Genomic DNA, 15,795 nt, shown 5'->3' with positions numbered 1-15,795 from the left:
CTCCACCGACAACGAACTACGTGCATGCATAAAAATGCTCCCCGGGAGTCGAAACTGAATTTCTCAGTCCAACTTCCGGGGAGCAGTTCAGTGGGGCTGCGGTCCTTCCTTTTCCCGTCGATCGCGTGCGAGCAGCGGGAGGAACGCCGTCAAAGATGCAGGGAGTACGTCCTGCCGCGACCCAGCAGCGTGAATCCGCGACGGGAGAGGAACTCGTACCCCTGAGGACTCGCATTCACCGCGAGGTCCACCGCCCCCGCCTCACCTGCGGCGCGCGCCGTCGCGCTCAGCAGCGCTGTCGCGAGTCCCTGCCGTTGGTAGTCCGGAAGGACCTCGAGGTGGTGGATACCGCCGAGTCGGCGCAACCCGGCCACCCCGGACGGGTAGAAGGAGTAGGCGGCACCCGAGACATTGCCGCCCCGAGCATCCCTGGTCACGGCATGCCAGGCCTGCCTCGGCTGGGACCGGACCACGCGTAGTTCCTGCTCGAGGGGTCCCGAGTAGTCGGGTACCTCGGTGGTGAGGACGGCGTCGCCGTTCTCGGGAACGACCACGGCGGAGACCGGCGCGGCCATCCACCAGGGCTGCCAGCTGGGGGTGAACCCGAGGTCGGCGAGTTCGGAGGCGCTCACCGCGCTGTTGAGCCAAATCCGGGCGGAGGAGGCACCGAGCCGCATGCCCTCGGCCAGGGCGGGCCGCACGGCGTGGGCCCCGACCGCGGGCGGGAACATCATCATGAGCTCCCGTCGGGCCGGCAGCCACACCCAGGTGGCACCGTGCGTCGAGAAGGTCTTTCCGCCGGTGGCCGTCGCCAATGCTGCACACCAGGCGGTCTGCAGGCGCTGGCACTGCGCGATGGTCACCATGGCGGCCCGATGCCCGGGATCCCCCTCATGCCAGGCCGCGGCGCACGAGCAGGGGATGGAGGTCAGCGTCCCGGCCGCGGAACCTGCGGAAGGCTTCCAGCGGGTCGATGCTGTTGCCCCGTGAGAGCAGCTCGCGCCGGAAGTGGTCGCCGTTCGCGCGGGTCAGGCCGCCGGAGGACTTGAACCACTCGACCGTGTCGGCGTCGAGCATCTCGCTCCAGATGTACGCGTAGTAGGACGCCGCGTACCCGCCGGCGAAGATGTGCTTGAAGTAGGAGGTGCGGTACCGCGGCGGAACGGGGGCGAAATCGATGCCCGCCTCGGCGAGGGCCGAGGCCTCGAAGGCGAGCGGGTCATCGATCACGGTGCCGGGGGAGATGGAGTGCCAGGCCAGGTCCAGCAGGGTGGCGCCGAGGTAGGCCGTCGTCTCGAATCCCTCGCCCCAGGCGCCGGCCGCGTGGATGCGGTCGATGACGTCCTGGGGGAGTGCTTCACCCGTCTCGTGGTGGCGGGCGTAGCTCGCGACGATCTCCGGCCAGAGGATCCACATCTCGTTGACCTGCGACGGGTACTCCACGAAGTCACGCGGTACCGATGTGCCCGCGAACAGCGGGTAGGTGACGTCGGAGAACAGCCCGTGCAGGGCATGGCCGAACTCGTGGAAGGTGGTGACGACCTGGTCGTAGGAGAGCAGCGTCGGTTCACCCGGGCCCGGCCTCGAGATGTTCAGGTTGTTGACGACGACGGCCCGCGTCCCCTCGAGGCGCGACTGGTCCACGAAGGAGTTCATCCAGGCTCCGCCGCTCTTGGTGTCCCGCGTGTAGAAGTCGCCGAGGAACAGGCCGAGCCCCGAGCCGTCCTCGTTGGAGACCTCCCAGACGCGCACGTCCGGGTGGTAGCCCACGAGGTCCGGGCGCTCCGTGAACGTCAGCCCGTACAGGCGGTTCGCGGCATGGAACACGCCGTCGTGGAGAACGCGCTCCAGCTCGAAGTAGGGGCGCAGGGCGTCCAGGTCGACGTCGAACCGGGCCTTCCGCACCCTGGCCGCATAGTAGGCCCAGTCCCAGGGCTCGATCGGGTGGCCCGCCTCTGCCTCGAGTTCGGCCGCCTCGGCACGCGCATTGCGGACGGCCGGGGCCGCCAGCTCGCGCATGCGGTCCAGGATGGCGTCCAGCGACGGCGCGGTCTGGCTGTCCGTGGCTACCGCCGCGTGCGTGTCGAAGCCGAGCAGGGCCGCGCGCTCGGCACGGAGCGTGGCCATGCGGGTGGCGATGGCGAGGGTGTCGGCATCGTTGCCGCGGGCTCCGCGATGGACGGACGCCTCGTGCAGGCGACGGCGCGTGTCGCGGTTGGTGAGCGATTCCAGTGCAGGCTGCGCGGTCGGCAGGATGAGTGTCAGGAGGTACCTGCCGTCGTGCCCAGCGTCCGCGGCGGCCGTGGCCGCCGAGGAGATCGCGTCGGCGGACAGGCCGTCCAGTTCCTCGGCGGTGTCCACCAGCAGTGCGGAGGCGTTCGTGTCCTTCAGGAGTTTCTGCGAGAACTCGGTGCTGAGGGCCGAGAGTTCGGAGTTCAGCCGGCGGAGGGTGGACTGGGCGTCGTCGTCGAGCTCCGCCCCTGCCCGCACGAAGCTGCGGATGTACTCCTCCACGAGCCGTGCGGATTCGTCGTCGAGCCCATCCAGCGGGACCTGGCCGAGGCGTTCGAACACCGCGCGGTTGAGCTTGATGTTGTCCTCGTGCTCGGCGAGGCGGGGAGCAACCTGCTGCTCGAGCTCCTGGACGGCATCCGTGGCATGGCTGACGGAGTTGCTGAAGAAGACGCGCGACACGCGGTCCAGGGTGCTGCCCGCCCGCTCGAGCGCGACCACGGTGTTCTCGAAGGTGGGAGCCGCCGCCGAGCCGGCGATGCCCTCGATCTCGGCGAGGTGCTCCGAGAAACCGGCGTCGAAGGCCGGCAGGTAGTGCTCGTCCCGGATGGCAGCGAATGGAGGCAGCTGGTAGTCGAGTGTGCTGGGCTCAAGGAAAGGGTTGCTCATGGGAACTAACTTTTGCACGTTGTTGCATCTGTGCGCACCACCCTTGACCCTGCCGAGCGGGAGTACCTACGGTCGGAATGCTTCGCCGCCTGATGATCGACAGGACCCGAGGGGACCCCGACGTCGGCGCAGGGGCACCCGGCACCGAAGCCGGAGTGCCGCGGAGCATCCCGGGCAGCGCAGCCCGGTTCCGAGAAGGAGCACCGATGAGAACCCGTTCCCGAACGTCCGTCCTGCTGACACTGGCCCTGGCCCTGACCGGATTCACCGCAGCGGTGCCGGCCGCTGCGGTATCGCCGCCCTCCCCGCCACAGCCCGACGGCGTGACGGCGATTCCCGCCGTCGAAGGACCCCTCGCCGCCACGGCCGAGTCCTACCCCTTCGGTGCCGCCGACCACCAGGAGGTCCCGCAGGACCTGGCGAAGCTCGGGTACGTGGAGGAGGAGTACCTGGTCAGCGGTACGTCCAACGTCTACACGTGGCCGGCGACCGGACCCGCCCAGGTGCGGACCCCCGACGCCCCGTACACCACGCGCGTGCTCGTCAGGAAACCCGCGAAAGGCCAGAAGTTCAGCGGCAACGTCGTGGTCGAGATGCTCAATCCGAGCAACCTGTTCGACCTCAACATCGGCTGGGCCGTCGCCCAGCAGCAGATCGTGGACAACGGTGATGCCTGGGTGGGCATCACGGCCAAGCCGGTCGCCGTCGAGGCGCTCAGGAATTTCGATCCCGAGCGGTACGCGTCCCTCTCCTTCGCGAATCCGCTGTCACTGAACGACCCACTCAACTGCACCTCGGTCGCCTCCGACTCCTCGAGGACGACCGAGAACGGGCTCGTCTGGGACATCTACTCGCAGGTCGGTGCGTGGCTCCGGAGCGACGACGCCGCGAATCCGCTCCGCTACGGCGAACCCACCACGCAGGTCGAGCACGCCTACGGATTCGGCTACTCCCAGACCGGTGGCTACCTCGTGAACTACATCAACGGCGTGCATCCGCTCGTCGTCCAGTCCGACGGGAAGCCGATCTACGACGCCTATATCGTCGCCGTCGCCGGGGGAGCCTTCGCCGGTGCCTACCCGATGAACCAGTGCGAGCCGGCGCCGCCGGCCGGCGATGCCCGCCGCCAGTTCAAGGACGTCGGCGTGCCGATCATGCGGATGATGTCGCAGTCCGACTATCTGCTGGGCATCGGATCCCGCCGGGCCGACAGTGACGCTCCCGGCGACCAGTACCGCCACTACGAGATGGCCGGCGCCGGACACGCGACCCCGGACGAGCTCACATTCTCGGCGTCGTCCGCGGATATCGTCGCAGCAGGCCGTGCCGTCCCGCCGGCGTCGTGCAACGAGGGACCGCGGAGCAGGTTCCCGAGTTCCATCTTCTTCGATGCAGCCCTGCGGAACCTCGATCTGTGGGTGCGCGAGGGTGTCGCCCCGCCGCGTGCGGAGCCGATCCTGGTGCGTGACGGCGCACCCGTGCTCGACGAGTTCGGCAACGTGCAGGGAGGCCTCCGTTCGCCGTTCCTCGACGCGCCGACCAGCACCTGGTACGGCACAGCGACCGGGGCATCCTTCTGCTTCATCGCGGGTTACGAGCGGCCGCTGCCCCAGGAGACGCTCGACGGTCTCTACCGGAACCACGGCGCGTACATCCGCGCGGTGCGCCACAGCGTGCGCTCCCTCGAGGACCAGGGCTTCCTGACCGACTACGACGCGCGGGCCCTCCGCCGGGAGGCCTCGCGCAGCGACATCCCGTGACGCCGGCGTAGCGTCCTCCTCGTGCTGCCGGCGAAGGAGGTTCCCGTCACGGCGGGAGAGCATCCTTCGCCGGTAGCCGGTAGCCGGTAGCCGGTGGCCGGTAGCCGGTAGCCGGTGGCCGGTAGCCGGTGGCCGGTGGCCGGTGGCCGGTGGCCGTCAGGGAGTCAGGGCGTCAGGCCGCCCGACGCGGCGCCGTGTCCGCGCGCCGGTCCCGCAGCGCATCCCCGGCCACCGAGGCGAGGGTGCTCAGCACGGCCAGGGCGACGCCGATGCGGGTGTGGGCCAGGCGGACGCCCCGGGACGAGAGCTTCTCGCCGAACCGGTACACGAACCGCTCCATGTAGATCGTGACGGCGGCGGTGGACCCGAGCAGGACGACGGCCAGGGCGATCAACGCAGGACGTCCGGGTTTCGTCCTCTCCGGCCGGGACCCGGGACACCCCGGTCCCGACTTCTCCGATGCCGGCTCCCCGGGTCCCGACTTCTCCGATGCCGGCTCCGGGAGCACCGGGCTGCCGCCGTCCGCTGACGACTGCCCGCCCCTGAGCACATACGCACCGTACGCAGCGCTTGCCGCGATGACGCCGGCTTTCACCACCGCACGGGTCCTCCGGCTCGCGGCGTAGTCGGGCAGGGAATACCAGAGGGCTATCCCGGCACCGGACACGACATCGGGCAGGAGGGACGGACGCGAGTTCGAGGAGCTCATGCTTCCAGCCTAGAAAGCGCTCCGTCGGCGCACATCCGCCGTCGTGCTGATCCGGACGTCCTCCCGCAGGGTGATGCGTCCCGTTCAGCTGTCCGTGGGTGGCGTGTACAGCTGCAGGTCGTTGCCCTCGCTGTCCTTGAACGGCAGGATCCGGCCCCAGGGGTACTCGCTGACATCCCCCTCGATGGAGGCCCCGCCACGTGTCGAGTTGCGCTCGAGCTCGTCCTCGATCGAGCCCTCGGGGGAGAAGCTGATGACGGCTCCGCCGCCCGCTCCGCCGTGGGTGCTCTCCCGGGCATTGAGGCCGATGGTCAATCCGCCGGCGTCGATCTCCGACCAGTCGGAATCCTCCATGGTGACGCTGAGTCCGAGGGTGTCCCGGTAGAACGCGACGGCCCTGCCCATGTCCTCGACGGGCAGCCAGACGGTTGCTACTCCCTGTGCCATGACGTTCCTTTCGTGGACCCCGCAAGGGTCCGGGGGTTGTGGGCCCCGGCTGGGCCCGTCCCGTCGAACGCTACCGGCACGGCGGATCCCGCGGTCGGGACGCTCGGGCCCCTTGACGCGACAGGCCCGGTGCTGTCCCCCTACCGCGGCCTGGCGGCGGCGTGCTGCCGGGCGAGATCGGCCAGGGAATCATCCACGCCGTCGTCCTCGAACGCACCGAACTTCCGCTCCGCAGCGGTCCGCAGCAGGAAATCGGCGATCGCGGGGTTCTTCGGCAGCAGCGACCCGTGGAGGTAGCTCGCCACGATGTTCCTGTACCGGGCGCCCTCGTGCTTCTCCTCGGCGTTGTTCCCCGCTCCCTTGACCACGGTCGCCAGGGGCTTCAGTCCGCTGCCGAGGAAGGTCTGGCCGCTGTGGTTCTCGTAGCCGTGGATCTCGCCGAACTCGTCACTGGTGGCCACCACGTTGCCGATCAGCCGTTCGGTCCCGCCGCGCGTCTCGAGGTCCAGCACACCGATGCCGGGGATGACGGTGCCGTCATGCGTGCGGAAGACGTTGCCGAAGAGCTGGTACAGCCCGCAGATGAGCAGCATCGGGGTGCCGTCCTCCGCGAGCTCCCGGAGCCTGGGGGCGATCGACTGGAGGTCGTCCTGGATGACCACCTGTCCGCTGTCCTGGCCGCCGCCGCCCACGATCAGATCGACGTCGTCGGGGAACGGGTCCCCGGCGTTGTGCTCCAGGACCTCGGCGCCGTACCCGCGCCAGGCGAGGCGCTGCTTGAGGACCAGGACGTTCCCGTAGTCGCCGTAGATGTTCATCTCGCGGGGGTACAGCTGCAGGATGCGCAGGGACCCCTTGGACGGATCGGCGGGGGCTTCCGTCAGGGCGCTGGCGGATGGGGCGTCACTCATCAGGAGACCACCTCGACCTTCGTGATCTTGGAGAGCTCGCGACGGACCGCGAGCATGGCTGTGTAGGTGCAGAAGATGCGCTTCGGCCGTCCTGCCGAGCCTCGGATGAACTGCCGGAGCGCGTCCGCGATGTCGGGCTCGACCGCGCCCACCCGGACGTCGTCGTACTTCAGCCGGAGCGCCATGTCGTACGCGCGGACACCGCTGACCACGTCCACGCCCCCGAGGCCCAGCGAATCGAAGTCCACGTCCCAGAGCCAGGACATGTCGCGCCCGTCGGCGTAGTTGTCGTTGATGGCGATCATCGTCGCGCAGCCCGCCGGGTCGAAGGACTTCAGCCCCAGCCGGAAACCGCTGGGATTCTTCACCAGCACGAGTTCGAGGGCCTGGCCGTCGACCACGAGGCTCTCACCCCGCCCGAAGGCGGGTTCCACGGCGGCGAGGGAGGAGAAGAGCCTGCCGGTGTCCGCCGTCCCGCCGAGGACGGCGCGGGCCGCCGCGAGGGCGGCTGCGGCATTGAAGATGTTGTACACACCGCGCAGGCGGAGATCGGTGCGGGTCGTCGTCCCCTCCACCTCGAACTCGGCCGAGTTGCCGTCCACCGAACGGAGGACGACGTCGGCCGGCAGCGCGGACGCCGGCGCGGTGCCCGCTGCCCCGCGCAGTTCGTCGTCGTTCGGGAACGTACTCCGGAGCGATGCGTCGAGGCCGAAGTAGGCGACGCCGGCAGCAGTGATCGACGGCGCGAGTCCGGCGACCCGGGGATCCTCCCGGTTGAGGACGACGGTCCCGGTGGTGGCGAGCGCGATGCGCTCGAGCAGGCGCGTGGTCGCGTCGATCTCGCCGAACCGGTCGAGCTGGTCGCGCAGCACGTTCAGGAGCAGGGAATAGCGCGGGGGCACGAGCTTCACGAAGTGCACGGCGTGCGCCTCGTCGAGTTCCAGGACGGCGACGTCCGCCTTCAGCCGGCCGCGCAGGTCGACCTCGCCCAGCAGCGCGGCGGCGACACCGCGCGTGAAGTTGCTGCCCGTGCGATTCGTGAAGATTGTCAGGCCCTGGCCCTCGAGCAGTTCCACGACCATCTTGGTGGTGGTCGTCTTGCCGTTCGTCCCGCTGACGACGACGACGCCGTGGGGGAGGGCGGAGAGCGCGCGGCCCATGAAGCCCGGGTCGAGGCGCTCGACCACGAGGCCCGGGAACGCGGAGCCGCCGCCGCGCAGGCGGGAGGCGAAGCGCACGGCCTTACCCACGAGGACTGGAAGGGGATTCATGCCTACACAGTATCGCTGGCACGCCCTCCTTCCCTGTACCCGGCGGGGAGGTGCTGCTCACGCCTGCCGTCCGACGCCGGGAACGGGGCCCGAACGGCCTAGAATTGGGGGATGACCTCCCCCTCCTCCCCGGCTCCGCTGCCGACGCCCGAGGCCCCGCGCCGGGGCACGTCCGGACCCGCCGCGTCCGTTCCCGGCCAGGCGTCCGGTTCGACGACGACGACGACGACGACGCCGCACGCGCACCGCGACGTCGTCGTCGGCGTGCTGGCCGTGCAGGGCGACGTCCGCGAGCATGTCGCCACGATCGAGTCCCTCGGCGGGCGCGCGGTGCCGGTCCGGCGCGCGTCCGAACTGGCCGCGGTGGACGGCCTGATCCTCCCCGGCGGCGAATCGACCACGATCGACAAGCTGACGCGCACCTTCGGCCTGGCCGGGCCGCTGCGCGAACTGATCCAGGGCGGCCTGCCCGTCTACGGCTCCTGCGCGGGGATGATCCTGCTGTCCGACGTCATCGCGGACCCCTCGACCGACCGGCAGGGGAACCCGCAGCAGACGATCGGCGGGCTGGACATGGTGGTGCGGCGCAACGCCTTCGGACGCCAGCGCGAGTCCTTCGAGGCAGATCTCGCCTTCGCCGGCCTCGCGACGACGGGCGACGCCGCGGGAGACGATCCGGTCCGCGCGGTCTTCATCCGCGCACCGTGGGTCGAGAAGGTGGGCGACGGCGTCGAGGTCCTGGCGCAGGTGCCCGCCGCCGAGACGCCGCAGGCCGGTCCGTCCGAGGGCGCGGACGCCGACTTGGAGCCGGTCGCTAGAATTGTCGCAGTGCGTTCCAGGAACCTGCTGGCCACGAGTTTCCACCCGGAAGTCACGGGCGAGCGGCGGGTCCACGAACTGTTTATTCGGATGATCAGAGGAGAAGCGTAGGCATGTCGGGGCACTCTAAGTGGGCAACAACCAAGCACAAGAAGGCCGCGATCGACGCCAAGCGCGCGAAGTCCTTCGCCAAGCTGATCAAGAACATCGAGGTCGCCGCGCGGGCCGGTGGCGCCGACGTCGCCGGTAACCCCGGCCTGGAGCTCGCCGTGTCGAAGGCGAAGAAGACCTCCGTGCCCATCGACAACATCAACCGTGCGGTCAAGCGCGGCGCCGGCCTGCTCGGCGAGGCCGTCGACTACCAGACCATCATGTACGAGGCCCGCGGACCCCAGGGCTCGGCCCTGCTGATCGAGTGCCTCACGGACAACAAGAACCGCGCGGCGTCCGAGGTGCGCCTCGGGATCAGCCGCAACGGGGGGACCATCGCCGATCCCGGTTCGGTGGCGTACCTGTTCGCGCGGAAGGGCGTCGTCACGCTCCCGAAGAACGGGCTCACCGAGGACGAACTGCTCATGTCCGTGCTCGACGCCGGGGCGGACGAGGTCAAGGAATCGGAGGGCACCTTCGAGATCGTCTCCGAGCCGCAGGACCTCCGCGCCGTGGTGGCCGCGCTGGACGAGAGCAGCATCGAGTACGAGACCGACGAGGTCGAGTTCGTCCCGTCCATGCAGGTGGACCTCGACGCCGACGGCGCCCGGAAGTTCCTCAAGCTCGTGGACGCGCTGGAGGAGCTCGACGACGTCCAGAACGTCTACTCGAACGCCCACCTCCCGGACGAGGTCCTCGCCGAGCTCGAGAACGACGACTGACATCGTTCCTCCCGGACCCGGGCGGCGGGTAGTCCCGTGACCTTCCGCGTAATGGGCGTCGATCCCGGGCTGACGCGCTGCGGGCTCGCCGTCGTCGACATCGAACCGAACCGGCGCTCGACGCTCGTCGCCGTCGGCGTGGTCGGCACGGAAGCTGGCAGGGGCCTCGACGAGCGGCTCCTGGTCATCTCGGAGGCCGTCGACTCGTGGCTGGACCTGCACAGACCGCAGGCCCTCGCCGTCGAGCGCGTGTTCAGCGGGACCAACATCAGTACCGTCATGGGTACCGCGCAGGCGTCCGGGGTCGTCATCGTGGCTGCCGCGCGCCGGGGCATCCCGGTGGCCCTCCACACGCCCACCGAGGTGAAGGCCGCCGTCACCGGCAACGGGCAGGCGGACAAGGTCGCGGTCACGAAGATGGTCACGAAGATCCTGCGCCTCGACACGGCGCCTCGACCCGCCGATGCCGCCGACGCCCTGGCCCTCGCCATCACCCATGCCTGGCGCAGGGGAGTGGGACTGCAGGGCGCGGCCGCTGCCGCAGGCGGCTCCGTCACGCCGGCCCAGCGGATCTGGGCCGAGGCCGAGGCGCGCGCCCGACGCCGATAGCGCTCGGCCGGCCCCCACGCCGGGGCGCCGCCGGTGTGGCGCCTCGCTCCTGCCCGAGGAAGCCGGTACGGTTGATCAATAGAACGTATGTTCGACACCGGGTGACCGCCCGGTCGTCCCTTCCCGCACGTGCCCTTGGAGCCCTTCATGATCAGTTCACTGCGCGGAACAGTGACCCACGTGGGCCTGCACTCCGCCGTTCTCGACGTCAACGGCTTCGGCATGCAGGTGCAGGCGACGCCGCAGACCCTCGCCGGGCTCCGGGTGGGCGAGCAGGCCACGGTCGCCACCGCCATGATCGTCCGCGAGGACTCCATGACGCTCTTCGGGTTCGAGGACGCCGACCAGCGCGAGGTCTTCGAGACTCTCCTCGCGGTCAGCGGCGTGGGCCCCCGCCTCGCCCTCGCGGTCCTGGCGGTCCATGCGCCCGACGCCATCCGCGTCGCGGCGTCGTCCGGTGACGACAAGGCCTTCAGCAAGGTGCCCGGGATCGGACCGAAGGGTGCGCGCCGGATCGTGCTGGAGCTCGCCGGGAAGCTCGTACCGCTCGAGTCGAAGCCGGGTGTGTCGAAGCAGACCTGGCAGGGCCAGGTGCTCACCGCGATGATGGGCCTCGGCTGGTCCGAGAAGGACGCCGGGGCGGCCATCGACGCCGCCGTGGCCGAGGCGCCCGAGGTCGCCGCCACGGGTGATGTCGGCCAGATCCTCAAGCTCACGCTGCGCCGGCTCGGCCAGGACGGCGCACGCAGCTCGGCCCGCGCGAGGGTCGGATCATGACGGACGGGCAGCCCGAGGAGGCGCCGCTCGTCGCCCCGGCGGCCGATCCCGAGGACCGCGCGGTCGAAGCAGCCCTCCGGCCGAAGAACCTCGACGACTTCGTGGGCCAGAAGCGTGTGCGGCGGCAGCTGTCGCTCGTGCTGGAGGCCTCGCGGCTGCGCGGACGCAGCGCCGACCACGTCCTGCTGTCCGGTCCTCCGGGGCTCGGGAAGACGACGCTGGCCATGATCATCGCGGCGGAGATGAACGCGCCGCTGCGCATCACGTCCGGTCCCGCCATCCAGCACGCCGGTGACCTCGCGGCGATCCTCTCCTCCCTGACCGAGGGCGAGGTGCTGTTCCTCGACGAGATCCACCGCATGTCGCGGCCCGCCGAGGAGATGCTCTACATGGCGATGGAGGACTTCCGCGTCGACATCATCGTCGGCAAGGGCCCCGGGGCCACGGCGATCCCCCTCGAACTGCCGCCCTTCACGCTGGTGGGCGCGACGACGCGCGCGGGCCTGCTGCCCGGTCCGCTGCGGGACCGCTTCGGGTTCACCGGACACCTCGAGTTCTATTCCACGGGGGAGCTCGAACTGGTGCTCCGCCGCTCGGCCATGCTCATGGACATGAAGGTCAACTCTGCTGCCTTCGCCGAGATCGCCGGCCGTTCACGGGGCACGCCCCGTATCGCCAACCGCTTGCTGCGGCGCGTCCGGGACTGGGCGCTCGTGCACGGCATCGACCTCATCGACGCCCGGTGTGCGAGTGCGGCCCTCGACATGTACGAGGTGGACGCCCGCGGCCTCGACCGGCTGGACCGTTCCGTGCTCACCGCACTCATCACCAAGTTCAACGGCGGGCCCGTCGGCCTGTCCACGCTGGCGATCGCCGTCGGGGAGGAGCCGGAGACCGTCGAGACCGTCGCCGAGCCCTACCTGGTCCGCGAGGGCATGCTCGGGCGGACCCCGCGCGGAAGGATCGCGACGGCGGCGGCGTGGAAGCACCTCGGCATCGAGATGCCACAGAACGTCGCCGCGGCCATGCCCGAGGACCTCTTCTCGGTGGCACCCGAGGACCTGCTGGGCGCGGAATCGGGCCTTGAGAGCTGGGCACAGCCGGACTCCTGACGCGGGAACGTCCAGCTTTCCCCTTTACACTGGTGTCTTCCGATGTGTGCCGGGGCACAGTCCTGCCGCCCACACCCACACCCAGTCCCATTTCCAGGAACGGATTTTCCAGTGCTTGCACATGTAGTCGCCCAGCCCGCGTCCGGAGAAGCTCCGGGCTTCGATATCTTCTCCCTCCTCCTGCCGCTGGCGCTGGCCTTCCTGATCTTCACCATGTTCCGCCGGCAGCGGAAGGCGCAGCAGCAGGTGAAGGAGATGCGTACGAACATGGAACCGGGCACCGAGGTCATGACGCAGTTCGGACTCTTCGGGACGATCGTCTCGATCGACCAGGAGAACAACAAGGCAGTGCTCGAACTGTCGCCCGGCAATCTGGCGACCGTCCACACGCAGGCCCTCTCCAAGGTCATCCAGCAGGAACCAGCGGTCGCCGCTGATACTGCGGACGACACCTCGACGCACCTGGATGCCGATGCCCACGACGGCACGACGGTGCCGGACGACGTCTCCTCCATCGACGGCGCCGACCGCACTCCTGCCGCAGGTTCCACCGCGGCGGGATCCTCGAGCACCACGTCGGGCGCCGAGAGCCCGGAAGAGACCCTGGAGCGGCTGAACCGGGAGGCTTCGCGGGAAAACCGCGACGCGCGCGGCTCCCGCGACCCCAAAGCGAACCCGGACAACTAGCATTCCGTAGGGCGCCGCCGCTCGGCCGAGCCCCAGGATCCGCCCGCACCCGGGCAGCGCATCTGAACAGCCATTGAATAAGGACAACCACCATGCCTCGTACCGGTCCCGGGACGGCAGCCAAGCGGACACTAGTCTGGCTGGGCGCATTGACAGCACTGCTCGCGATCCTGCTGGGGGCGGGCTCCTACTGGAGCACCGCGAGCTGGAGCCCCCGGCTGGCCCTCGACCTCGAGGGCGGGACCCAGATGATCCTGGCGCCCAGGGTCCAGGGTGGCAGCGAGATCACCCCCGAGCAGCTCGACCAGGCCGTGGAGATCATCCGCCAGCGCGTCGACGGCTCGGGTGTCGCCGAAGCCGAGATCAACACGCAGTCGGGCCAGAACGTCATCGTCTCGCTGCCCGGTACGCCGGACCCGCAGACGCGCGACCTCATCCAGGCGTCCGCGCAGATGGAATTCCGTCCGGTCCTCGCCGGCGGTCCCGGCCAGGCAGCCGCGGCGACCACCCCGACGCCCGAGGACCAGCTGCCGAAGCCGGCCGCCGAGCCACAGGACGCCAGTGACCCCAACTGGATCACCCCCGAGCTGTACAAGCAGTTCGAAGCCCTGAACTGCCTCGACCCGGCCGCGCTCGAGCCTGCCGAGGAAGCCGCGCCGGCCGACCAGCCGATGGTCGCCTGCGAGCCCGATACGCAGGGCAAGTACATCCTCGGGCCCGTCGAGGTACCCGGTACGGACATCTCGACGGCGAGCTACGGACTGCAGCGCAGCCCGCAGGGCCAGGCGCTGAACACCTGGGCCGTGAACATCGACTTCAACGACGAGGGCACGGAGACCTTCCGCGAGGTGACCGAGCGCCTCTACGCGATCGGCACCGGCGATCCGCGCAACCAGTTCGCCATCGTGCTCGACGGCAGGATCGTCTCGGCGCCGACCACGAACGCGGTCATCGCCGACGGCAACCCCCAGATCAGCGGCAACTTCACCGAGGAGTCGGCCGCAGCGCTGTCGGAGCAGCTGAAGTACGGCGCGCTGCCGATCAGCTTCGAGATCCAGAGCGAGCAGCAGATCTCGGCGACCCTCGGTGCGGACCAGTTGCGGCTCGGCCTGATCGCCGGGCTCATCGGGCTCCTGCTGGTCGCCGTGTACTCGATGTTCCAGTACCGCCTGCTGGGCCTGGTGACGATCGCCTCGCTGGTGGTCGCCGGGATCCTGACCTACCTCGCCATCTGCATCCTCGGCTGGACGGAGAACTACCGCCTCTCGCTCGCGGGTGTGGCCGGCCTCATCGTCGCCATCGGCCAGACTGCCGACTCGTTCATCGTCTACTTCGAACGCATCCGCGACGAACTACGTGACGGGCGCGGCCTCATCTCGGCCGTGGAGAACGGCTGGCGCCGCGCCAAGCGCACCGTGCTCGCCTCCAAGGCCGTGAACCTCCTGGCCGCACTCGTCCTCTACTTCGTCGCCGTCGGCAACGTCCGGGGCTTCGCGTTCACGCTCGGCCTGACCGCCATCGCCGACCTCGTGGTCGTCTTCCTGTTCACCCACCCGGTGCTCAGGCTGCTGGCCAAGACGAAGTTCTTCGGCGAAGGCCACCCGTGGTCCGGGCTCGACCCGAGCCGTCTCGGCGGCATTCCGCTCTACCGCGGAGCCGGACGGCTGCGCGAGCCGGTCGAGAAGCCCGTCGTCATCACGCGGGCCAAGAACAAGGGCGCGACGGCGGAAGCCGAGCGGCGCATGACCATCGCCGAGCGCCGCCGCGCGGAGCAGCAGAAGGCCCTCGCCGGGCGCACCGGTTCCTCCGTCGTAGGGCGCGCCGGTTCTTCCGAGAAGGAGAACAACGAATGAGCCGCACAAGCTTTGCCACGTTCGGCAACGAGCTGTACTCGGGGAAGCGCTCCTACCCCTTCGTCGCGAAGCGGAACCTCTGGTTCCTCATCGCGGGCATCGCCGTCCTGATCTCGATCATCATCCCCGTGGTCAAGGGCGGCTTCAACCTCGGTATCGACTTCCGCGGCGGATCGGAGTTCACGGTCTCCGCGACCGAGAACACGGATGTGGCAATCGGCGAGGCGGCGGTGACCGACGTCGTGCCCGACGCCGTTCCGCGGGTCACCAACATCGCCGGCGACACCATGCGCGTGCAGACTGAACGGCTGTCGGACGACCAGACACTCAGCGTGCGCGACAACCTCATCAGCGGGTACGGGGTGGGCGAGGACCAGGTGACCTCGAGCTTCGTCGGCCCCACGTGGGGTGAGGACGTGAGCCGCCAGGCCCTGATCGGGTTCGGCGTGTTCGTCCTCCTGGCCGCGATCCTGATGGCCATCTACTTCCGCACCTGGAAGATGGCCCTCGCCGCGATGGCCGCGCTCGTCGTCGTGATGGTGGTCACGGCAGGCCTGTACTCGCTCAGCGGATTCGAGGTCACGCCGTCGGCGATCATCGGATTCCTGACGATCCTCAGCTACGCCCTGTACGACACCGTGGTGGTGTTCGACAAGATCCGTGAGAACACGGCGGACATCACCACCACGACCAGGCGGACGTTCGCCGAGCAGGTGAACCTCGCCGTGAACCAGACCCTCGTGCGGTCGATCAACACGTCGGTGGTGGCGATCCTGCCGGTCGCCTCGATCCTGTTCATCGGTGCGTTCCTGCTCGGAGCGGGCACGCTGCAGGACCTCTCGCTGGCCCTGTTCATCGGCATCATCCTCGGCACCCTCGGCACCATCTTCATCGCGGCGCCGCTGTATGCGGCCCTGCGGCTCAATGAGCCGGACCTGAAGAAGCAGGAGAAGAAGGTCCTGGACCGGCGATCGCTCGAAGCGGCGGCTGCCTGACCGTCGGACCGTCCGGCGCGACGACGCCTGCATCAGCACTGCTCAGCCGCAGGAAGCCCTCCGGGCCTCCTG

The 15,795-nt window shown here is 69.5% G+C and carries 15 protein-coding genes; 9 read left to right on the top strand and 6 right to left on the bottom strand.

From position 1 onward, the window contains the following. Positions 1–149 precede the first annotated feature (149 nt). Both ACIQCY_RS12400 and ACIQCY_RS12395 read right to left on the bottom strand, forming a co-directional pair. Positions 150–866 (bottom strand): GNAT family N-acetyltransferase, encoded by a 717-nt coding sequence (locus ACIQCY_RS12400; RefSeq protein ID WP_400484189.1) that lies wholly within the window; start codon positions 864–866, stop codon positions 150–152. A gap of 25 nt (positions 867–891) precedes the next feature. Next, positions 892–2,901, bottom strand: coding sequence for a M3 family metallopeptidase (locus ACIQCY_RS12395; protein ID WP_400484188.1), 2,010 nt, complete (start codon positions 2,899–2,901; stop codon positions 892–894). A 206-nt stretch (positions 2,902–3,107) separates the two neighbouring features. On the opposite strand from ACIQCY_RS12395, the gene ACIQCY_RS12390 reads away from it, so the two are divergent. Beyond that, positions 3,108–4,661: an alpha/beta hydrolase domain-containing protein gene (locus ACIQCY_RS12390; RefSeq protein WP_400484187.1), complete on the top strand. Its 1,554-nt coding sequence runs from the start codon at positions 3,108–3,110 to the stop codon at positions 4,659–4,661. Between the two features lie 172 nt (positions 4,662–4,833). On the opposite strand, the gene ACIQCY_RS12385 is transcribed toward ACIQCY_RS12390, so the two are convergent. The 4 genes from ACIQCY_RS12385 to ACIQCY_RS12370 all read right to left on the bottom strand — a co-directional run bounded on the left by ACIQCY_RS12385 (position 4,834) and on the right by ACIQCY_RS12370 (position 7,999). Further along, complete coding sequence (locus ACIQCY_RS12385) at positions 4,834–5,370, bottom strand: hypothetical protein (protein ID WP_400484186.1); 537 nt, start codon at positions 5,368–5,370, stop codon at positions 4,834–4,836. Between the two features lie 84 nt (positions 5,371–5,454). Then, the gene (locus ACIQCY_RS12380; protein WP_400484185.1) at positions 5,455–5,817 is read right to left on the bottom strand and encodes a VOC family protein; all 363 of its coding nucleotides are present in this window, start codon (positions 5,815–5,817) and stop codon (positions 5,455–5,457) included. A 140-nt stretch (positions 5,818–5,957) separates the two neighbouring features. Further along, positions 5,958–6,728: a type 1 glutamine amidotransferase gene (locus ACIQCY_RS12375; protein WP_400484184.1), complete on the bottom strand. Its 771-nt coding sequence runs from the start codon at positions 6,726–6,728 to the stop codon at positions 5,958–5,960. Continuing rightward, positions 6,728–7,999: a MurT ligase domain-containing protein gene (locus ACIQCY_RS12370; protein ID WP_400484183.1), complete on the bottom strand. Its 1,272-nt coding sequence runs from the start codon at positions 7,997–7,999 to the stop codon at positions 6,728–6,730. Before ACIQCY_RS12370 ends, ACIQCY_RS12375 begins: the two co-directional genes overlap by 1 nt. A 111-nt stretch (positions 8,000–8,110) precedes the next feature. On the opposite strand from ACIQCY_RS12370, the gene pdxT reads away from it, so the two are divergent. From pdxT to secF, 8 genes are all read left to right on the top strand, one after another. Beyond that, complete coding sequence (gene pdxT / locus ACIQCY_RS12365) at positions 8,111–8,929, top strand: pyridoxal 5'-phosphate synthase glutaminase subunit PdxT (RefSeq protein WP_400484182.1); 819 nt, start codon at positions 8,111–8,113, stop codon at positions 8,927–8,929. Positions 8,930–8,931: 2 nt separating this feature from the next. Next, a complete protein-coding gene (locus ACIQCY_RS12360; protein WP_400484181.1) occupies positions 8,932–9,690 on the top strand; it encodes a YebC/PmpR family DNA-binding transcriptional regulator in 759 nt (252 codons plus the stop codon). A gap of 36 nt (positions 9,691–9,726) precedes the next feature. Beyond that, positions 9,727–10,299, top strand: a complete 573-nt coding sequence (gene ruvC, locus ACIQCY_RS12355) for a crossover junction endodeoxyribonuclease RuvC (protein ID WP_400484180.1) — start codon at positions 9,727–9,729, stop codon at positions 10,297–10,299. A gap of 147 nt (positions 10,300–10,446) precedes the next feature. Next, entirely contained in the window at positions 10,447–11,076 is a 630-nt protein-coding gene (gene ruvA, locus ACIQCY_RS12350) for a Holliday junction branch migration protein RuvA (protein ID WP_400484179.1), read from the top strand. Next, entirely contained in the window at positions 11,073–12,188 is a 1,116-nt protein-coding gene (gene ruvB / locus ACIQCY_RS12345) for a Holliday junction branch migration DNA helicase RuvB (RefSeq protein WP_400484178.1), read from the top strand. The genes ruvA and ruvB overlap by 4 nt, the downstream gene beginning before the upstream one ends. A gap of 111 nt (positions 12,189–12,299) precedes the next feature. Next, entirely contained in the window at positions 12,300–12,875 is a 576-nt protein-coding gene (gene yajC, locus ACIQCY_RS12340) for a preprotein translocase subunit YajC (protein ID WP_400484177.1), read from the top strand. A gap of 92 nt (positions 12,876–12,967) precedes the next feature. Next, a complete protein-coding gene (gene secD / locus ACIQCY_RS12335) occupies positions 12,968–14,728 on the top strand; it encodes a protein translocase subunit SecD (protein WP_400484176.1) in 1,761 nt (586 codons plus the stop codon). Then, positions 14,725–15,723, top strand: a complete 999-nt coding sequence (gene secF, locus ACIQCY_RS12330; protein WP_400484175.1) for a protein translocase subunit SecF — start codon at positions 14,725–14,727, stop codon at positions 15,721–15,723. The genes secD and secF overlap by 4 nt, the downstream gene beginning before the upstream one ends. Positions 15,724–15,795 lie beyond the last annotated feature (72 nt).

The organism is Arthrobacter sp. NPDC092385, assembly GCF_044755105.1.
Lineage (GTDB): Bacteria > Actinomycetota > Actinomycetes > Actinomycetales > Micrococcaceae > Arthrobacter_D.
Note: the sequence above shows the minus strand (reverse complement) of the source record. Positions and strands in the feature narration are given on the sequence as shown.

What these genes read in the sequence shown, in the direction of transcription:
- pdxT (WP_400484182.1), top strand. Translation starts at nt 8,111, where the DNA reads ATGACCTCCCCCTCCTCCCCGGCTCCGCTGCCGACGCCCGAGGCCCCG.
- secF (WP_400484175.1), top strand. Translation starts at nt 14,725, where the DNA reads ATGAGCCGCACAAGCTTTGCCACGTTCGGCAACGAGCTGTACTCGGGG.
- ACIQCY_RS12375 (WP_400484184.1), bottom strand. Translation starts at nt 6,728, where the DNA reads ATGAGTGACGCCCCATCCGCCAGCGCCCTGACGGAAGCCCCCGCCGAT.
- ACIQCY_RS12390 (WP_400484187.1), top strand. Translation starts at nt 3,108, where the DNA reads ATGAGAACCCGTTCCCGAACGTCCGTCCTGCTGACACTGGCCCTGGCC.
- ACIQCY_RS12400 (WP_400484189.1), bottom strand. Translation starts at nt 866, where the DNA reads ATGGTGACCATCGCGCAGTGCCAGCGCCTGCAGACCGCCTGGTGTGCA.
- ACIQCY_RS12385 (WP_400484186.1), bottom strand. Translation starts at nt 5,370, where the DNA reads ATGAGCTCCTCGAACTCGCGTCCGTCCCTCCTGCCCGATGTCGTGTCC.
- ACIQCY_RS12380 (WP_400484185.1), bottom strand. Translation starts at nt 5,817, where the DNA reads ATGGCACAGGGAGTAGCAACCGTCTGGCTGCCCGTCGAGGACATGGGC.
- ruvA (WP_400484179.1), top strand. Translation starts at nt 10,447, where the DNA reads ATGATCAGTTCACTGCGCGGAACAGTGACCCACGTGGGCCTGCACTCC.
- ACIQCY_RS12370 (WP_400484183.1), bottom strand. Translation starts at nt 7,999, where the DNA reads ATGAATCCCCTTCCAGTCCTCGTGGGTAAGGCCGTGCGCTTCGCCTCC.
- ruvB (WP_400484178.1), top strand. Translation starts at nt 11,073, where the DNA reads ATGACGGACGGGCAGCCCGAGGAGGCGCCGCTCGTCGCCCCGGCGGCC.
- ACIQCY_RS12360 (WP_400484181.1), top strand. Translation starts at nt 8,932, where the DNA reads ATGTCGGGGCACTCTAAGTGGGCAACAACCAAGCACAAGAAGGCCGCG.
- secD (WP_400484176.1), top strand. Translation starts at nt 12,968, where the DNA reads ATGCCTCGTACCGGTCCCGGGACGGCAGCCAAGCGGACACTAGTCTGG.
- ACIQCY_RS12395 (WP_400484188.1), bottom strand. Translation starts at nt 2,901, where the DNA reads ATGAGCAACCCTTTCCTTGAGCCCAGCACACTCGACTACCAGCTGCCT.